This is a genomic window from Deinococcus malanensis, assembly GCF_014647655.1.
GTDB lineage: Bacteria > Deinococcota > Deinococci > Deinococcales > Deinococcaceae > Deinococcus > Deinococcus malanensis.
The window spans coordinates 89,113-103,596 of record NZ_BMPP01000008.1 but is presented as its reverse complement, the minus strand read 5'-3'; the positions used below and the strand labels follow the sequence as shown (position 1 = coordinate 103,596).

16 protein-coding genes are annotated in these 14,484 nt (G+C 66.6%); 11 read left to right on the top strand and 5 right to left on the bottom strand.

Features of this window, described 5'->3' with window-relative positions:
* The first annotated feature begins 105 nt into the window (after positions 1-105).
* On the top strand, positions 106-1,689 hold the full coding sequence (locus IEY49_RS10985; protein WP_189008262.1) for a S8 family peptidase: 1,584 nt from the start codon (positions 106-108) through the stop codon (positions 1,687-1,689).
* Positions 1,690-1,757: 68 nt separating this feature from the next.
* Here the strand turns inward: IEY49_RS10985 and IEY49_RS10980 are convergent, their stop codons facing one another.
* Together IEY49_RS10980 and IEY49_RS10975 are read right to left on the bottom strand one after the other, a co-directional pair.
* The gene (locus IEY49_RS10980) at positions 1,758-2,624 is read right to left on the bottom strand and encodes a ComEC/Rec2 family competence protein (protein ID WP_229780743.1); all 867 of its coding nucleotides are present in this window, start codon (positions 2,622-2,624) and stop codon (positions 1,758-1,760) included.
* Positions 2,625-2,749: 125 nt separating this feature from the next.
* Entirely contained in the window at positions 2,750-3,061 is a 312-nt protein-coding gene (locus IEY49_RS10975) for a DUF3006 domain-containing protein (RefSeq protein WP_189008256.1), read from the bottom strand.
* A gap of 139 nt (positions 3,062-3,200) precedes the next feature.
* Here IEY49_RS10975 and IEY49_RS10970 point away from each other — a divergent pair, with 139 nt between their 5' ends.
* The 9 genes from IEY49_RS10970 (at position 3,201) to IEY49_RS10930 (ending at position 10,772) form a co-directional block, all read left to right on the top strand.
* A complete protein-coding gene (locus IEY49_RS10970; protein ID WP_189008253.1) occupies positions 3,201-3,830 on the top strand; it encodes a hypothetical protein in 630 nt (209 codons plus the stop codon).
* Positions 3,827-5,221 carry a TldD/PmbA family protein gene (locus IEY49_RS10965; protein WP_229780742.1) on the top strand — a complete coding sequence of 465 codons (1,395 nt, stop codon included), beginning with the start codon at positions 3,827-3,829 and terminating at the stop codon, positions 5,219-5,221. Before IEY49_RS10970 ends, IEY49_RS10965 begins: the two co-directional genes overlap by 4 nt.
* Positions 5,218-6,576, top strand: a complete 1,359-nt coding sequence (locus tag IEY49_RS10960; protein WP_189008251.1) for a TldD/PmbA family protein — start codon at positions 5,218-5,220, stop codon at positions 6,574-6,576. Before IEY49_RS10965 ends, IEY49_RS10960 begins: the two co-directional genes overlap by 4 nt.
* Before the next feature lie 111 nt (positions 6,577-6,687).
* Positions 6,688-7,362, top strand: a complete 675-nt coding sequence (locus tag IEY49_RS10955; RefSeq protein WP_189008248.1) for an SMI1/KNR4 family protein — start codon at positions 6,688-6,690, stop codon at positions 7,360-7,362.
* Between the two features lie 72 nt (positions 7,363-7,434).
* Positions 7,435-8,565 carry an aminofutalosine synthase MqnE gene (gene mqnE / locus IEY49_RS10950; RefSeq protein WP_189008245.1) on the top strand — a complete coding sequence of 377 codons (1,131 nt, stop codon included), beginning with the start codon at positions 7,435-7,437 and terminating at the stop codon, positions 8,563-8,565.
* Positions 8,566-8,567: 2 nt separating this feature from the next.
* On the top strand, positions 8,568-8,927 hold the full coding sequence (locus IEY49_RS10945) for a nuclear transport factor 2 family protein (RefSeq protein ID WP_229780741.1): 360 nt from the start codon (positions 8,568-8,570) through the stop codon (positions 8,925-8,927).
* On the top strand, positions 8,924-9,109 hold the full coding sequence (locus tag IEY49_RS10940) for a hypothetical protein (RefSeq protein ID WP_189008242.1): 186 nt from the start codon (positions 8,924-8,926) through the stop codon (positions 9,107-9,109). Before IEY49_RS10945 ends, IEY49_RS10940 begins: the two co-directional genes overlap by 4 nt.
* On the top strand, positions 9,106-9,942 hold the full coding sequence (locus IEY49_RS10935; protein WP_189008239.1) for a menaquinone biosynthetic enzyme MqnA/MqnD family protein: 837 nt from the start codon (positions 9,106-9,108) through the stop codon (positions 9,940-9,942). The genes IEY49_RS10940 and IEY49_RS10935 overlap by 4 nt, the downstream gene beginning before the upstream one ends.
* A 146-nt stretch (positions 9,943-10,088) precedes the next feature.
* The gene (locus tag IEY49_RS10930) at positions 10,089-10,772 is read left to right on the top strand and encodes an ATP-binding protein (RefSeq protein WP_189008237.1); all 684 of its coding nucleotides are present in this window, start codon (positions 10,089-10,091) and stop codon (positions 10,770-10,772) included.
* On the opposite strand, the gene IEY49_RS10925 is transcribed toward IEY49_RS10930, so the two are convergent.
* Positions 10,732-11,970 (bottom strand): M16 family metallopeptidase, encoded by a 1,239-nt coding sequence (locus IEY49_RS10925; protein WP_189008234.1) that lies wholly within the window; start codon positions 11,968-11,970, stop codon positions 10,732-10,734. The genes IEY49_RS10930 and IEY49_RS10925 overlap by 41 nt on opposite strands.
* A complete protein-coding gene (locus tag IEY49_RS10920) occupies positions 11,963-13,291 on the bottom strand; it encodes a M16 family metallopeptidase (RefSeq protein WP_189008231.1) in 1,329 nt (442 codons plus the stop codon). Before IEY49_RS10920 ends, IEY49_RS10925 begins: the two co-directional genes overlap by 8 nt.
* A gap of 85 nt (positions 13,292-13,376) precedes the next feature.
* On the opposite strand from IEY49_RS10920, the gene IEY49_RS10915 reads away from it, so the two are divergent.
* Complete coding sequence (locus IEY49_RS10915) at positions 13,377-13,895, top strand: M23 family metallopeptidase (RefSeq protein ID WP_189008228.1); 519 nt, start codon at positions 13,377-13,379, stop codon at positions 13,893-13,895.
* On the opposite strand, the gene IEY49_RS10910 is transcribed toward IEY49_RS10915, so the two are convergent.
* Positions 13,864-14,451 carry a GNAT family N-acetyltransferase gene (locus IEY49_RS10910; RefSeq protein ID WP_189008225.1) on the bottom strand — a complete coding sequence of 196 codons (588 nt, stop codon included), beginning with the start codon at positions 14,449-14,451 and terminating at the stop codon, positions 13,864-13,866. The two genes, IEY49_RS10915 and IEY49_RS10910, sit on opposite strands and share 32 nt — an antisense overlap.
* Positions 14,452-14,484: the final 33 nt, after the last annotated feature.

The window sequence follows — 14,484 nt, the reverse complement described above, 5'->3', positions numbered from 1 at the left end:
GGCGGAGCATGCTGAAGCCCGGTTACATACCGCTCACCTCTGCCATTCGAACGCGCTCCGGAACCCCGGTCGCTGCACGTTTTTCTACCCAAGGAGCCTCTACTGATGCGACTTTCCCTGAGTGTTGTACTGAGCCTGCCGCTGCTGCTGGCGGCTTGCGGAACCCCCTCGACCTCTTCTGCTCCTGTTCCTGCTGCCGACGAACCCGCGCGCAGTGTTCCCACTTCTGCTCCGCTCGTAGGCCTGGACAATCCCCTTGGCATCGACGGTCAGTACATTGTTGTGTTTTCCCAGGGCGAGCCCTCTGGGGTCATCAGCGCGCAGGCCACCAGTCTGCTCAGCCAGGCCCTGTCTGCCCAGGACCACGATGGCCTGATCCGCATGCTGGGCCTCAGCGAGCAGGGCGTGAGCATCAGGCACCTGTATGCCGGGACGATGCAGGGCTTCGCCGGCACCCTGAGCGCGCAGAATCTTTCCAGACTGCAGGCAGACCCACGCGTGAAATACATTGAGCGCGACAGCCGCGTGCTGCTCAGAACCACGCAGACCAACGCCACCTGGGGACTGGACCGGATTGACCAGCCGGCCCTGCCGCTGTCGGGCAGCTTCACCTACGAGCAGACTGGTATGGGTGTGACAGCGTACATCATCGACACCGGTATCAACACCGCGCATACCAACTTTGGCGGGCGTGCGGTCTGGGGCACCAACACCACCGGCGACGGCGTGAATTCGGACTGTCAGGGGCACGGCACGCACGTGGCCGGGACGGTCGGCAGTGCCACCTGGGGTGTGGCCAAGAACGTCAAACTTGTGGCTGTTAAAGTCCTGAACTGTGAAGGCTCGGGCACCACTTCCGGCGTGATCGCCGGACTGAACTGGGCTGCCCAGCAGCGCTCCGGGCCAGCCGTGGCCAACATGAGCCTGGGCGGCGGCGCCAGTCAGGCCCTGGACGACGCCGTGGCCAGCGCCACCAACAGCGGACTTACGGTGGTGGTCGCAGCGGGCAACAGTAACGTGGACGCCTGTGGCAGCAGTCCGGCGCGTGCGCCTTCGGCCGTCACGGTGGGCAGCACGACCAGCACCGATGCCCGCAGCAGCTTTTCCAACTACGGCTCCTGCCTGGATCTGTTTGCGCCGGGCAGCAACATTACCAGCACCTGGATCGGTTCGACCACCGCCACCAGCGCCAGCAGCGGCACCAGTATGGCTTCCCCGCACGTGGCCGGCGCGGCAGCCCTGATCCTCCAGGCCAACCCGGCCTACACGCCAGCGCAGGTAAGCAACGCCCTGATCGCCAACAGCGCTTCGGGCAAGGTCACGAGCGCCGGTACTGGCAGCCCCAACCGCCTGCTGCAGGTGAGCGCCCCGGCTGCAGTCTCCCCCACACCGTCAGGCACGACCTACACCGGATCGGTCAGCAAGGGCACGAGCAGCTTCAAGCCCGGCACCAGCGGCTTCACTTATGCCGGCGGTACCCTGAAGGCCACCCTCAGCGCCGGCAGTCTGACGGACTTCGATCTGTATCTGCAGAAGAAAACTTCCAGTGGAAGCTGGATGGACGTGGCGGCCAGCACAGGCAGCACCAGCAGCGAAAGCATCACCTACGCCGCAGGCAGCGGCACCTACCGGTGGGAGGTCTACGCCTACTGGGGTTCGGGCAGCTACACCCTGACAGAAACACGCTGAAATCAGGTTCTGCCTGACGCATTTGCCCTGGGGGCCGCCGTACATGGCGGCCCCCAGATGTTCTTCATTTAGCGGTCAGTTGTGACGGTGTAAGTACCGTCCGCCTTGGCAGTAAAGGTGACCGTCCCCTGTTCATCGGTGCGGTAGGTGCGGATGCCGTTCTGGTCGTACAGGTTCAGCGCCGTTTTGGTGGGATGCCCGTAGCTGTTCTCGCCCACGCTGACCACCACGTTCTCGGGCCGCACGCTGGCCAGCCAGGCCTGATGGTCCCCGTTGGCCGCGCCGTGATGGATGCTTTTGTAGACCTGGAACGGTCCACGGATCTCGGGGCGGTCCTGTTCGAGCCAGGCCTGGGTCTCGGGTTTCTCGCTGTCGCCGGTCATCAGGGCCTTGAAGTCGCCGAACTCCAGGCGCAGGCCCACACTGTTCTCGTTCTGGTCGCTGCCCATGCCAGGGGGCGGCGCGATCACCCGGACCTTCACGCTACCCAGGTTGACGACCTGCCGGTTCGCCTTCTGGAAGGTTGTGCCCTGCTCACGCAGCGCGTCCACCAGCCGCTCCCAGGTGCGGGTGGTGCCGCCCAGGCCGTTGTTGATAAACAGCATCGGTCTGGCCTCGGCTGCGGCGACCAGACCGGCAATGTGGTCGGCGTCAGCGTGACTGGCGATCATCAGGTCAATCTTGTCGACGCCGTAGGTCTTCATGTGATCGCGCATGCGCTCGGCGCTGCGTCCGCCGTCCAGCAGCAGGGTCTTACCCTCGGGGCTGCGCACCAGCACGGCGTCTCCCTGACCGATATCCAGGAAGCGGATGGTCATTTCGCCGGCGGGCACAGTGGCTTTGGCTTCACCGGCAGGTTCTTTGTCACCAAACACCTTGCTGCCCGCACAGGCAGCCAGGCTGGCGGTCAGCAGCAACACCACCAGACCCGTCACGTCCGAGCTGCTGGGGCCACTCCGGGTGGCGGCCTTGCGGCGGCTTTTCGGCGTTGTTTTTCGAGACGGGGACTTCCGGCCGGCAGAAGCTGCGCGCCGTGGGGATTTGGGCTCCTTCTTTCCACTCACAGCGTGATTTCTCCATCGTCGTCAAAGTGCACGTGGCCCTCTCGATTCAGCGCCTCCAGCCGCCTCTGTGCAGCGGCCCGGCGTGCCCGGGTTTCCTGGGGCAGGATCTGTGCGGTGGCACCGTCCGGACCATCGTGAACCGCCAGCAGGTCGCCTTCACGCAGCCCTGTGGGCAGCACCCGCAGCGGCAGGGTAAACGTCCGGCCGTCCTCGCGCTCCAGCCGGGCGACCGGACCACCGGGCGCGTCCTCGACCGCGTCCACGATCCAGCGTTCGCCCTGGGCTGGGGAGTGGGCAGGTTCCTTCATGCCCATCAGGGTAACGCCTGCCCTGGACGCACGCAGTAAGCGCGGGGGCAGTCGGCCAGGACTAAGCACAATGGCGGAGAAGGCCGCAGTTTCAGCAATCCGGCTTCCCTTTGAAACAAGAGTCGCGCACAGTAGAGGGGTGCCTGACATTTCAACCTTCGTGCTTCAGAGCGAGGCGCAACTGCTTGCTCTGCTGGACGTGCGGTATGGCGGGCACCTGCTGGGCCAGTTCCGGGGTGGGGCCACCGCCAGCGAGGCGGCCCGGCGACTGGGCGAACCGGCGCCGCGGGTGGCCTATCACGTTGGGCACCTGCGCAGACTGGGACTTCTGGTCCCGGCACCCGGACCCGGCCGTGGTCAACCGCTGCAACCAGTGGCCGAGCGCTACGTGGTCCCGGAGCACCTGCTGACCCTCCTGGAAGCACACACCACCCGCCCCGTCCTGACGGCGCTGTGCGAGGCGTTTCTGACTGCCCAGGGACAGCAGGTGCCGCCGGCAAAGGACTTCACGCTGCTTGACCTGAGTGCCGGCCCGCGCGACGTGGACCTCAGCACGTTCGCACCAGCTTCTGCCCGGCTGCTGGTGCGGGTCACGCGCCTGACCCCGGCGGCTTTTGAACGGATGGTCAATGCCGCCTGGGACGCCATAGCACACGAAGAGCAGGCGGCGCCCGAAACACGTGGCGCCCGGCTGTTCACCCTCTCACTGATGGGCTTTGCGGGGTCGATGCTGCCCCTGTCCGAAGCCCAGGAATCCAAAGGAGAATGATGCTCGACGAAACACTGGTCAGTGACGTGCTGACGCTTGCCCGCGCGGGCGGCGCGGACTTCGCGGAGCTGTTTATGGAAGACACCGTGAACACCACCCTGCGCCTTCACCAGGGCGAGGTCAAAGACGCCGGGGGCGGCAATCTGTTCGGCGCCGGCCTGCGGCTGCTGTACGGCACCCGCGTGGTCTACGCCTACACCAACGACGTGACCGCCTCTGGCCTGCGTGAACTTGCCAGTGCGGTGGCCAGCGCCCGTGGGAGCACCGGAGAGGTGGAGCGCAGCGGTGCGGGGGGCCTGGACTTCCGCAAGGTCAATGTCACGCCGCACTACCGCGCTCAGCAGCACCCCCTGACGGCCGCCAAGCGCGAGAAACTGGCCCTGATGCGCCGCGCTTCGGGCGCCGCACAGGTTGGTGACGTCAAGACCGTGGATGTGAATTACCTCGACCGCGTGCAGCGCGTCCTGATCGCCAACAGCGAGGGCCTGTGGGCCGAGGACGAGCGGGTCCAGAGCCGGCTGAGCGTCAGCGCCATCGCGCAGGACGGCACGCTGCGCCAGAGCGGCTTTTACGGTCCGGGCGCCAGCCAGGGCCTGGAATTCTTCGACACCGTCACGCCCGAGAGCATTGGCGCCGAGGCCGCGCGCATCGCCAACGCCATGCTGCGCGCAGGCTACGCTCCGGCCGGCAAGCTGCCGGTCGTGATCGGCAACGAGTTCGGCGGCGTCATTTTCCACGAGGCCTGCGGGCACATCCTGGAAACGACCGCCGTGGAGAAGAACGCCAGCGTCTTTGCCGACAAGTTCGGCCAGCGCATCGCGCAGGACTGCGTGAGCGCGGTGGACGACGGCACCCTGCCCGGTTCATGGGGCATGGTCAACGTGGACGACGAGGGCATGCCTGCCCAGCGCACGGTCCTAATCGAGAAGGGCATTCTCAAGTCGTTCCTGGTGGACCGCGTGGGTGAAATGAAAACCGGCTATGCTCGCACCGGCTCGGGGCGCCGTCAGAACTACACCTTCGCGCCGGCCAGCCGCATGCGCTCGACCTTTATCGACAACGGCGACCAGACCCCCGAGAGCCTGATCCGCAGCGTCTCGCACGGCATCTACGCCCGCAAGATGGGCGGCGGCAGCGTTTCTCCCGGCACCGGCGACTACAACTTCGCGGTCAACGAGGCATACATGATCCGGAACGGCGAGATCGCCGAACCCCTGCGCGGTGCCTCGCTGGTGGGCAACGGCGCGCAGGACCTGCTGAACATCGTGGGGGTCGCCGGCGACCTCAGCCTGGGACAGGGCATGTGCGGCAGCATCTCGGGCTCCCTGCCCACCGACGTGGGGCAGCCGCACATTCTGGTGTCCGAAATCACCGTGGGAGGCCGCGCATGACCGCTACCGTCACCGAACAGCTCAGCATCGATCAGGCGCGCAGCTACCTGCTGGAACGGGCCCAGGCCCGGGGCGTGCAGCTGGAGGTCTACGCCCTGCGCAACACGTCTACCAATATCCGGGCCTTTGACGGCGAGGTCAGCGAGTTCAAGCTGCAGGCGCGCCAGGGTGTAGGCCTGCGGGCGCTGCAGGGGGGCGCCTGGGGCTACAGCTTCACCGAGAATCTGGCGCCGGCTGCACTGGACCGCGCGCTGGATATGGCGGTGGAAAATGCCGAACTGGTAGCGCCCGAGAGCGGCGCCGGGCTGGTCGCCTGGGCCGAGCCTCCCGCGCTGGACCTGTACGGCGAGGGCCTGAGCGGCGTAAAGGTTGAGCAGAAGGTCAAGGTCGCCCTGGATCTGGAGCGCACCGCCCGTGAGGCCGACCCGCGCGTGACCAGCGTGCCTTATGGCATGTACGTCGACAGTGACAGCGAGACGCTGGTCGGTAACACCGAAGGTCTGTCACGCGGCTTCAAGGCCCTGCAGGCCTTTCACTTCGTCGCCCCACTGGTCAGCGAGAATGGTCAGAACAAGATGCAGCGCGACTGGCAGTTCACCCGTGAATTCACCGAACTGGACCCCACCCGCACCGCCCTGAGTGCCGTGGAGAAGGCCGTGGCCCTGCTGGGTGCCCGGCCGGCGCCAAGCGGCCAGTTCCCCGCCGTCTTTTCCGGCGAGTGTCTGGCCGAATTGCTGGATCTGTTCTCTCCCATGTTCAGCGGCAAGATGGTCGAGGAAGGCAAGAGCCCTCTGGCCGGGCGCCTGGGCGAACTGGTTGCCAGTGAGCTGGTCACGCTGGTGGACGACGCCACGCTTGCCCGGGGCATGAACTCCCGGGCCTTTGACGTGGAGGGCTGCCCCAGCGCGCCTCTGACCCTGGTCGAGGCCGGACGGCTGACGGCTTTCCTGCACAATGCCCAGACGGCGGCGCGCGCCGGCACGCACAGCACCGGGCACGCCGCGCGCATGGGCTACCAGGGCGTGGTGGGCGTGGGTCCCAGCAACCTGCTGCTGCAGGCCGGCAAGACCCCGGACAGTGAGGTCCGTGCGGGCCTCAGCGGTGTGCTGGTCACCGGGGTGTCCGGCGGCCATGCCGGCGCCAACCCCATAACCGGCGACTTCAGCCTTCAGGCCGAGGGGTTCTGGCTGGAAGACGGCGGGGTCGCCCATCCGCTGGAGGTCTTCACGGTGGCCGGCAATATTCTGGAGGTTCTGGCCGGCATCGAGGCCGTCAGCGACACGGTGGAGTGGACCTCGGACGCTGTCGGCGCGCCCGCGGTGCGGATCGGTCGTCTAGCGGTGGGCGGGAACTGAACCCGCGCGGAAATGATCAGGGAGAGGACACCGCGGTGTCCTCTCCCTCCTGTTGGCTGCCGGCTCCCCAATTCTGCGCCCTGGAAACGGCCCCGGCAGCTACGCTGAGCCATGCCCGCCGACTTCCCGGCCCTGCTTACGGAACTGGAGGACTGGCTGTTCCTGCACGCACCGGCCATTCATGCACAGCTGAAGCCGGGCGCCACTGGGCCCGATCTGAGCAGCCTGGAACGCCAGCTCGGCCGGAAGCTGCCGGAAGCGTTCCGCATGCTGTACCAGAGGCACGCGTACTGGGGACAGGCCTTCGGACTCGACCACGTGCCCCTGGGTCATCTGGCCTTTGAATGGCAGACCTGGCGTGAGATCGAGCAGCAGTGGCGTGAGAGGCAGTGGGGCCTGGACGAGGAACATGTCTCGCACCCGGCCGGCGCTATACGAACCGAGTACGCCACGCCCGGCTGGGTCAGCTTTCTGAAGGACTGGAGCGGAAACTCGGTGGGCATCGACCTGAATCCGGGTCCACACGGCACACCCGGTCAGGTCATCACGTTTGGCCGTGACGAGGACCACAAGTACGTGCTGGCCGACAGCCTGGAAACATTTGCGGAGATGTACGTGGCGCGCCTGCGAACAGGACAGGTACGGGTCATGCAGCTGTCCGGGTATTCGGAGCCGACCTGGAGTTTGCAGCTGGCCGACGAGACCGGGTTCAGCGCCGACTGGTGCCGCACGCTGCCGGATTTTTACCCCGGTTTTGGCGCAGCTCCTGCCCGGCGGTCCCACTGAAATGACCGGACCGGGCGACAAGCGTGGTGCGTGGGGGCATCCGCCTTCGCGCTGGGGCGTAGCATGGCCAGCATGAAGTGGCTGTCTGACCAGAGCCTGCGTGGCGTCGTGGACAAGGTGGAGGCCGGCGAACGCCTCTCCTTTGACGAGGGCATGCAGCTGTACCACACCCGCGACCTCAACGCCCTGATGCGCCTGGCCAACCACACCAAGCAGCGGCTGCACGGCGACAAGGTGTACTTCGTGCACTCCATGCGCCTGGAATTCACCAACATCTGCTACGTGGGCTGCACGTTCTGCGCCTTTGCGGCCCACAAGAACGAGGAGCGCGCCTGGGACTACGACCCGGACGAGGTGGTTGCGCAGGTCCGTCGCCGCTACCTGCCCGGCATCACCGAACTGCACATGAGCAGCGGGCACCACCCCAACCACAAGTGGGACTACTACCCGGCCATGGTGCGCAAGTTGCGCGAGGCCTTCCCGGAGTTGCAGGTCAAAGCGTTTACGGCCGCCGAGATCGAGCACCTCAGCAAGATCAGCAAGAAGCCCACGCTAGAGGTGCTGCGCGAACTGCAGGCGGCGGGGCTGGCCGCGATGCCGGGCGGCGGCGCCGAGATCTTCGCCGACCGGGTGCGCCGGCAGGTCGCCAGAAACAAGGTCAAAGCCGAGAAGTGGCTGCAGATTCACCGTGAGGCGCACTCGCTTGGCATGCGCACCAACGCCACGATGCTATACGGGCACATCGAGACGCTGGAAGAACGCCTGGACCATATGCACCACCTGCGCGAGCTGCAGACCGAGACCGGCGGCTTCCACGCCTTCATTCCGCTGGCTTTCCAGCCGATGGGCAACACCCTGGCCCAGAACCTCGGCAAGACCGAGTACACCACCGGCCTCGACGACCTGCGCAACCTCGCAGTGGCGCGCATCTACCTGGATAACTTCCCGCACATCAAGGGTTACTGGGTCATGATCGGCTCGGAACTGACGCAGGTCAGCCTGGACTGGGGCGTGTCGGACATCGACGGCACCATTCAGGAGGAGCACATCGCCCACGCCGCCGGAGCCACCAGTCCTATGGCCCTCTCGCAGGCGGGCATGGTCCGCATGATTCAGCATGCCGGGCGCACCCCGGTGCTGCGCGACGCCTACTACAACGAACTGGAAACCTTTCCCCGGACCGGCGTCGAGGCCGCCGACTGACCGTGCCGCCTGCGAGTGGGGCGCCCCGGAGCGATCTGGACGAAGTGCTGATGCTCGACGACCTGTGGAACTCGGCCTACCACCACCGCGACCCGCAGCGCATGGCCGGCGTGCTGGCCGACGACTGGATGGCCTTCTTTCCGGACGGCACGGTGGTGTTCAAGGCCGATCTGCTTGAAGGCATGATGCGCAATGCCCCGGCCGCCCTGGTGTTCGAGCGGCACGCCAGCCGGGTCTATGGTGATACCGCCGTCACCCGCGGCACCCTGTACGCCGACGGTGAGCGGGTTCAGAGCTTCTTCCGGGTGTTCGCGCGGCGTGCCGGCATGTGGCAGGCCGTCAGTGTGCAGGTCGTGCCTTGAGGGCAGGCCTGACAGCGCTGGGCGTGTTCGTACTTCCCGGCGTTCTGCTCTTGCCCCTGCTGCTGCGGCTTATTCCCTTCGACGTTCAGATCACGGTACCCGTCGCCACGCTGCAGGACGGAGTGCTGCTGGCAGGTCTGCTGGTGGCGGGTGTGGGCATCTGGAAGGCCCTCCGCCGATGACCTACCGCGCCGGCTGGATTCATTACACGAACGTCGCCCCCATCCTGGACTCGCTGGTGCTTCCTGCCGGGGTCACCGCCGTCACGGGTGTTCCCACGCAGATGAACACGGCGCTGCTCTCGGGCGAGGTGGACATTGCCAACATCAGCGCGGTGGAATTTATCCGCAACGCGCAGATGCTCGAAGCCCTACCGGATTTCAGCGTGGCGGTGCTGGGGCCGGTCTACAGCGTCAACCTGTTTCACACCCGTCCCTTGCAGAAGTTGCGCCGGATTGCCCTGACCGCACAGTCGGCCATGAGCGTGGCCCTGCTGGAGGTGCTGCTGCGCGAGCGCGGCCTGTGCCCCACCCTGGAACGCGACGAAGGAGAAGCCGAGGACCTGCTGAGCAGCGGGTACGACGGTGTGCTGCGCATCGGTGACAGCGCCCTGCGCGAATGGTACCGGGTGGTCGGCCCACTGGGCGACACGCAGACCATGACCACGCTACCCAGCACCGGACGCGGCATCACGGTGACTGATCTGGCGTGCGAGTGGTTTGACCTGACCGGGCATCCCTTCACCTTTGCCGTATGGGCCTACCGCAAGGACAACCCACCGCCCCCCGACCTCGTGCAGGCGATGCGCGAGGCCAGACGCGATGGGCTGGGTCATCTGGCACAGGTAGCCCGGCGCCACGCAGGGGCACTGGGCCTTCCGCCGCGGGTGGTGCAGCACTACCTGTGGAATTTCCGCTACCACCTGGAGGCCCCCGACCGTCTGGGCCTGCGGAAATTTGCCGCCAGGGCCGTACCTGGGCACGCGCCGCTGTGCTTCGGAAAAAGACCGGGATAGAGTCAGACCCTATAGCCACGGACATGGTGCGGGATTCAGCAGGGGGTTGGGCAACATGACGCGTTCCTGGCAGGCACCCGCCGGATGCACACATGCCTTCTATGGGATCTCTATTGCAGTTGCACATCGCTTCTATGCTGTGAGGCATGCTGCTTGTCTGCGCCGGGTGCGCTCAGCCCTCCCTGGATCACACCATCCGCCGGACGGCACCCGGACTGGCCGAGACCACCTGCCCCACCTGCGGCCAGGTGCAGCCGTTTCACTTCCGGCCTCTGCCCGTCATCACCGGGGCCAGCGGCTCCGGAAAGTCCACGCTGGCAGCCCGGCTGGCTGGAAGGTCCGGTACCATCTTTGCGTTTGAGAACGACATCCTGTGGGGGCCTCAGTACGACACCCCGCAGGATGGCTACCGCGCCTTCCGAACAGCCCTGCTGCGCGTGGCACTCAATGTCAACCAGACCAGCGTCACAGCTGCTCTGTTTACCAGTGTGATGCCGCCGGATTTGACCTCCCACCCACTCGCCCGGTACTTCGATGGCCTGCATTTTCTGGTCCTGGAGTGTCCGGATCAGGTCCTGGCTGACCGCCTGAGGGCCCGCCCGGCGTGGCGTTCCAGCGACAGCCATGCCTTCATCGCGGCCATGCAGACCTTCAACCGCCACCTGCAGGCGTTTCAGGCAGCGACCACCACACACCTTGATACCTCCACTGTGCCCCTCAGGGAAGCGGACACTGCACTGCAGCGGTGGATGGATACGGTGCTGAGCAGCACCAGCGGGGATCAGGGCGCTATTCCAGAGCCTCTACAGGGCCCAGCATCACCACGGTGAGGGTGTCCAGCGGACACAGGCGCAGAACCTCGCGCACGGCCTCGGGCGTGACCTGTTCATAGCGGCTTACGAGTTCCGCCGTGGTCAGCACCTCTCCGCGTACCAGATACTCCATGCCCAGCGTGAACAGCCGTCCCTGCGGGGTCTCAGCACGCAGCAGCGTGGATACGGCAAGTTTACGTGCGGCGCGGCGTACCCGTTCAGGCGTGATGAGTTCCCCGGCACCCCGGAGCACGCGCCGGTAGGTCTTCAGGGCCGCTCCGGCACGCTCGGGGTCACAGGTAAACCCGCCCTCGAAGGCGCCGGCGTCACGGTAATCCAGGTGAGCCAGGTCCGCGCTGTCACACAAACCGGTATCCAGCAGGGCCCAGTACAGGGCGCCGTTTTCGCCGCCAATCAGATCGGCCAGAACGGTCGCGGCCTCGCGCAGCGGGTGTGTGACCGGCAGGCCCGGCGCAGCCAGGGTCACGTGCACCCGGCCCAGAGTCTCGTCATGGATCACGCGGGTGTGGCCCGGGTGAAGGGGCCCAAGGGGTAGGCCGGTTGCCGGCGCACTGACAGACGGCGGCCATCCTTTCAGGTACCTCCGAGCCCACCCCAGCACCTCCTGCGGTTCAAAAGCCCCGGTGATGGCCAGGGTGACGTGTCCGGCCCCATACCGTTCCCGGTGATTGCGCGCCAGGGCCTCGCGCCCGAGGGCCACGACAGTCTCGCTGGTTCCCAGCACCTGATGTCCCAGTGGATGACCGCCCCAGTAGTCGGCACGCAACTCGTCCATCACGCGGACTCCCGGCTGCTCGGCGTACATGGCGATCTCTTCGAGAATCACGCCACGTTCCGTCTGGATATCTGCTTCGCGCAGGGCCGGGCGCATCAGCTCCGTCAGGGTGTCGAGCAACTCCGCGCTGCGCTCAGGCAGGCTGGCGGCGTGGTAAACAGTGGCCTCCTCGCTGGTAAAGGCGTTGGCCTGACCACCCAGGTCGTCCAGGCGGGCGTTGAGTTCGGCGGCTCCAACCTGCTCCGAACCTTTGAACAGCAGGTGCTCGATGAAGTGGCTGGCCCCCATCTCGTGCGGCAGTTCGTCGCGGGCACCGGTGTTGACGAAGTACCCGGCCGCCACGGTCTGCGCGTCCCGGTCCGGATCAAGCAGTAGGGTCAGGCCGCCGGGCAGGGTATGGCGCTGCGGGCGCTCAGGCATGGTGAACCTCCGCCGGCAGGGAAAACACTGATTCCGCCAATGGGCCACCCGGGTCCACCGGCCCGAGGGTCGTCACGGTGGCGTGGCCCACGGGGTTATACCCAGCCAGGAAGGCATTCACGTCCTCCAGGGTCAGCGCGGCCAGCCGCGCACGCAACTCCGAAATGGGCCGCACCCGGCCAAACACCGCCACGTCCCGTGTCAGGCTGCCAGCCCGGCTCCGCAGGCTCTCGGCGCCGAACACCACGCTGGTGGTCAGGCTCGTGCAGGCCCGGTGGAACTCGTCAGGCTTCAATCCCTGCGGCAGACGGGCCAGCTCATGAAGCATGACCTCCAGGGTCTCGGGGGCACGCTCAGGAGTGCTACCGGCGTACGCGCTGAGAAAGCCCTGGCCACCCAGCAGCACCGGAGAGGCGCTGACGGCATACGCCAGGCCGCGTTCCTCGCGCACCGCGGTAAACAATCGGCTGGCGCTGCCACCGCTCAGCGCCGTCAGCGCCACCTGCCAGGCCAGCCAGTCCGGATGGGTGGGGGCCACACCGGGGGCCGTAATGCTCAGATGGGTCTGCTCGGCGTCGGCGTCGGTATGGTGGGCACGTCCACCAGCACGGAAGACCGCTGGCACCTGAGCAACCTGTCCGGACCGCAGTTCTGCCAGGGCGCGCTGCACCAGCTCAAAGGCTTCAGAAGGTTCCAGGTCCGCAACCAGCCCCAGCACGCTTCCCGCCTGCCCATAACGCGTCAGGTGGGCACGCAAGCCGGCCGAAGTCAGGGCCTGCAGACCTTCGAGGGTGCCGCTGGCCGGATGGGTAAAGCCGGCGAACGGTGAGCCGGCCGGCCGGGGAAACGCCAGCCGTCTGGCATGCACGGCCAGCAGGTCAGACGGGCTGTCAGCCAGACCTTCCAGGTCCTGACGGGCCAGATCGGTCAGGACGTTCAGTTCTGCCTCCGGCAGTTCAGGCTGTATCAGCACGCAGGCTGTCAGGCGCAGCGCCGCGCCCAGATCGGCACCCAGGCCACTGGCCGTGAAGCGCGTCGCCTCCGGTCCCACCCCACCGCCCCGGCGCACCCCCAGATCGTCAAAGGCGTCCTGCAAGGCGCGGGCGTCCATCCCGCCGGCACCCTTGAACAACCACTCCTCCAGCACCCCTGCTGCACCTTCCTGTCCTGGCGGATCGTGAGCGTTGCCCACCGGCACCCGCAGATCGAAGGCAAAGCCCGGACCGGCGCGCCGCTCGAAAGCGACACGCAGGCCACCGGGCAGGGTCCACAGCTGGGCAGACGGTGTGGAGGCAGGGGGCGAGAAGGACCGGGCGGGCATCGGGGGATTCTACCTCCAGGCCACCGAGGAGCGACTGCGACCTTCGGTGGATTTCGTACCGGGGGTGGTGCGCCATGCTGAACGGATGAGGCGGGTCGTGCGCTGGTTCCTTGTCCTGGCGGTGTTGGGCTGTCTGGTGGTCTGGCTGTGGCCACAGCTGGAGGCGGCGCAGCGTTACATGACACTGCTGCGCGCGCCGGCACCGGTAGCAGGCAGTCTGCCCAATCCCCTGCCTGGCCGCGCCCTGACGGACACCTGGGGTGGGGCACGCAGCAACGGGCGCCGTCACGAAGGCATTGATATCTTCGCCGCGCGTGGAACGCCGGTCCAGGCCACCACGCGCGGCATGGTGCTGAATATTGGCCCCAACACCCTGGGTGGGCGCACGGTCATGCTGCTGGGCCCGGGCGGTCAGCGGCACTACTACGCGCACCTGGACCGCTATGTGCCGGGTCTGGAGCGCGGTGACTGGGTAGAGGCCGGCGATGTGGTGGGATACGTGGGCAACAGTGGCAACGCGCGCGGCACGCCGCCCCATCTGCATTACGGCATCTATACGCCGGGCGGGGCGATCAATCCGTATCCGCTTCTCCAGCAGCCCTGAGGGGCTTGAGTCCTGAGCACAGCCGGTCCCGAACCGCTGGCCAGTCCTCGCCCGTGACGCTGTACATCACGGTGTCGCGCATGGACCCGTCCGGGCGGCGCACATGGCGCCGAAGCACACCCTCTTTCACGGCGCCCAGCTTCTCGATGGCCCGCTGTGAACGCACATTGAGAATGTCGGTCTTGATCTGCACGCGTTCCATCCCCATGACCTCAATGGCGTGGCGCAGCAACAGGCACTTCATACGGCGGTTGATACCGGAGCCGTGCCAGCGCGGATGCAGCCAGGTCCAGCCGATCTCCAGCCCCGCATGTGCCGCGCGGATATCCCCGTAGCGGGTGCTTCCGGCCAGCTCTCCACCCACCTCGATAACGAACGGCTGATGGTCCGGTGCGTCCAGAGCCGCGTGGTAGTAACCGGCGGCCGCAGGACTGGTTCCCATAAACCGGAGCTCACCGGCGCACTGATCCGCCAGCGTACATAACGCCGGGATATCCGCAGCACTCAGAGGCCGCAGGGTCAGGTCGCCGTCCCGGAGGATCAGATCGTGGTGCATAGGCCCAAGTATGTCGGAGGGCCAGATCCGAAA

Coding starts and splice junctions, on each gene's coding strand:
- IEY49_RS10985 (WP_189008262.1), top strand. CDS start 106: ATGCGACTTTCCCTGAGTGTTGTACTGAGCCTGCCGCTGCTGCTGGCG.
- IEY49_RS10975 (WP_189008256.1), bottom strand. CDS start 3,061: ATGAAGGAACCTGCCCACTCCCCAGCCCAGGGCGAACGCTGGATCGTG.
- IEY49_RS10965 (WP_229780742.1), top strand. CDS start 3,827: ATGATGCTCGACGAAACACTGGTCAGTGACGTGCTGACGCTTGCCCGC.
- IEY49_RS10960 (WP_189008251.1), top strand. CDS start 5,218: ATGACCGCTACCGTCACCGAACAGCTCAGCATCGATCAGGCGCGCAGC.
- IEY49_RS10955 (WP_189008248.1), top strand. CDS start 6,688: ATGCCCGCCGACTTCCCGGCCCTGCTTACGGAACTGGAGGACTGGCTG.
- mqnE (WP_189008245.1), top strand. CDS start 7,435: ATGAAGTGGCTGTCTGACCAGAGCCTGCGTGGCGTCGTGGACAAGGTG.
- IEY49_RS10935 (WP_189008239.1), top strand. CDS start 9,106: ATGACCTACCGCGCCGGCTGGATTCATTACACGAACGTCGCCCCCATC.
- IEY49_RS10930 (WP_189008237.1), top strand. CDS start 10,089: ATGCTGCTTGTCTGCGCCGGGTGCGCTCAGCCCTCCCTGGATCACACC.
- IEY49_RS10925 (WP_189008234.1), bottom strand. CDS start 11,970: ATGCCTGAGCGCCCGCAGCGCCATACCCTGCCCGGCGGCCTGACCCTA.
- IEY49_RS10920 (WP_189008231.1), bottom strand. CDS start 13,291: ATGCCCGCCCGGTCCTTCTCGCCCCCTGCCTCCACACCGTCTGCCCAG.
- IEY49_RS10915 (WP_189008228.1), top strand. CDS start 13,377: ATGAGGCGGGTCGTGCGCTGGTTCCTTGTCCTGGCGGTGTTGGGCTGT.
- IEY49_RS10910 (WP_189008225.1), bottom strand. CDS start 14,451: ATGCACCACGATCTGATCCTCCGGGACGGCGACCTGACCCTGCGGCCT.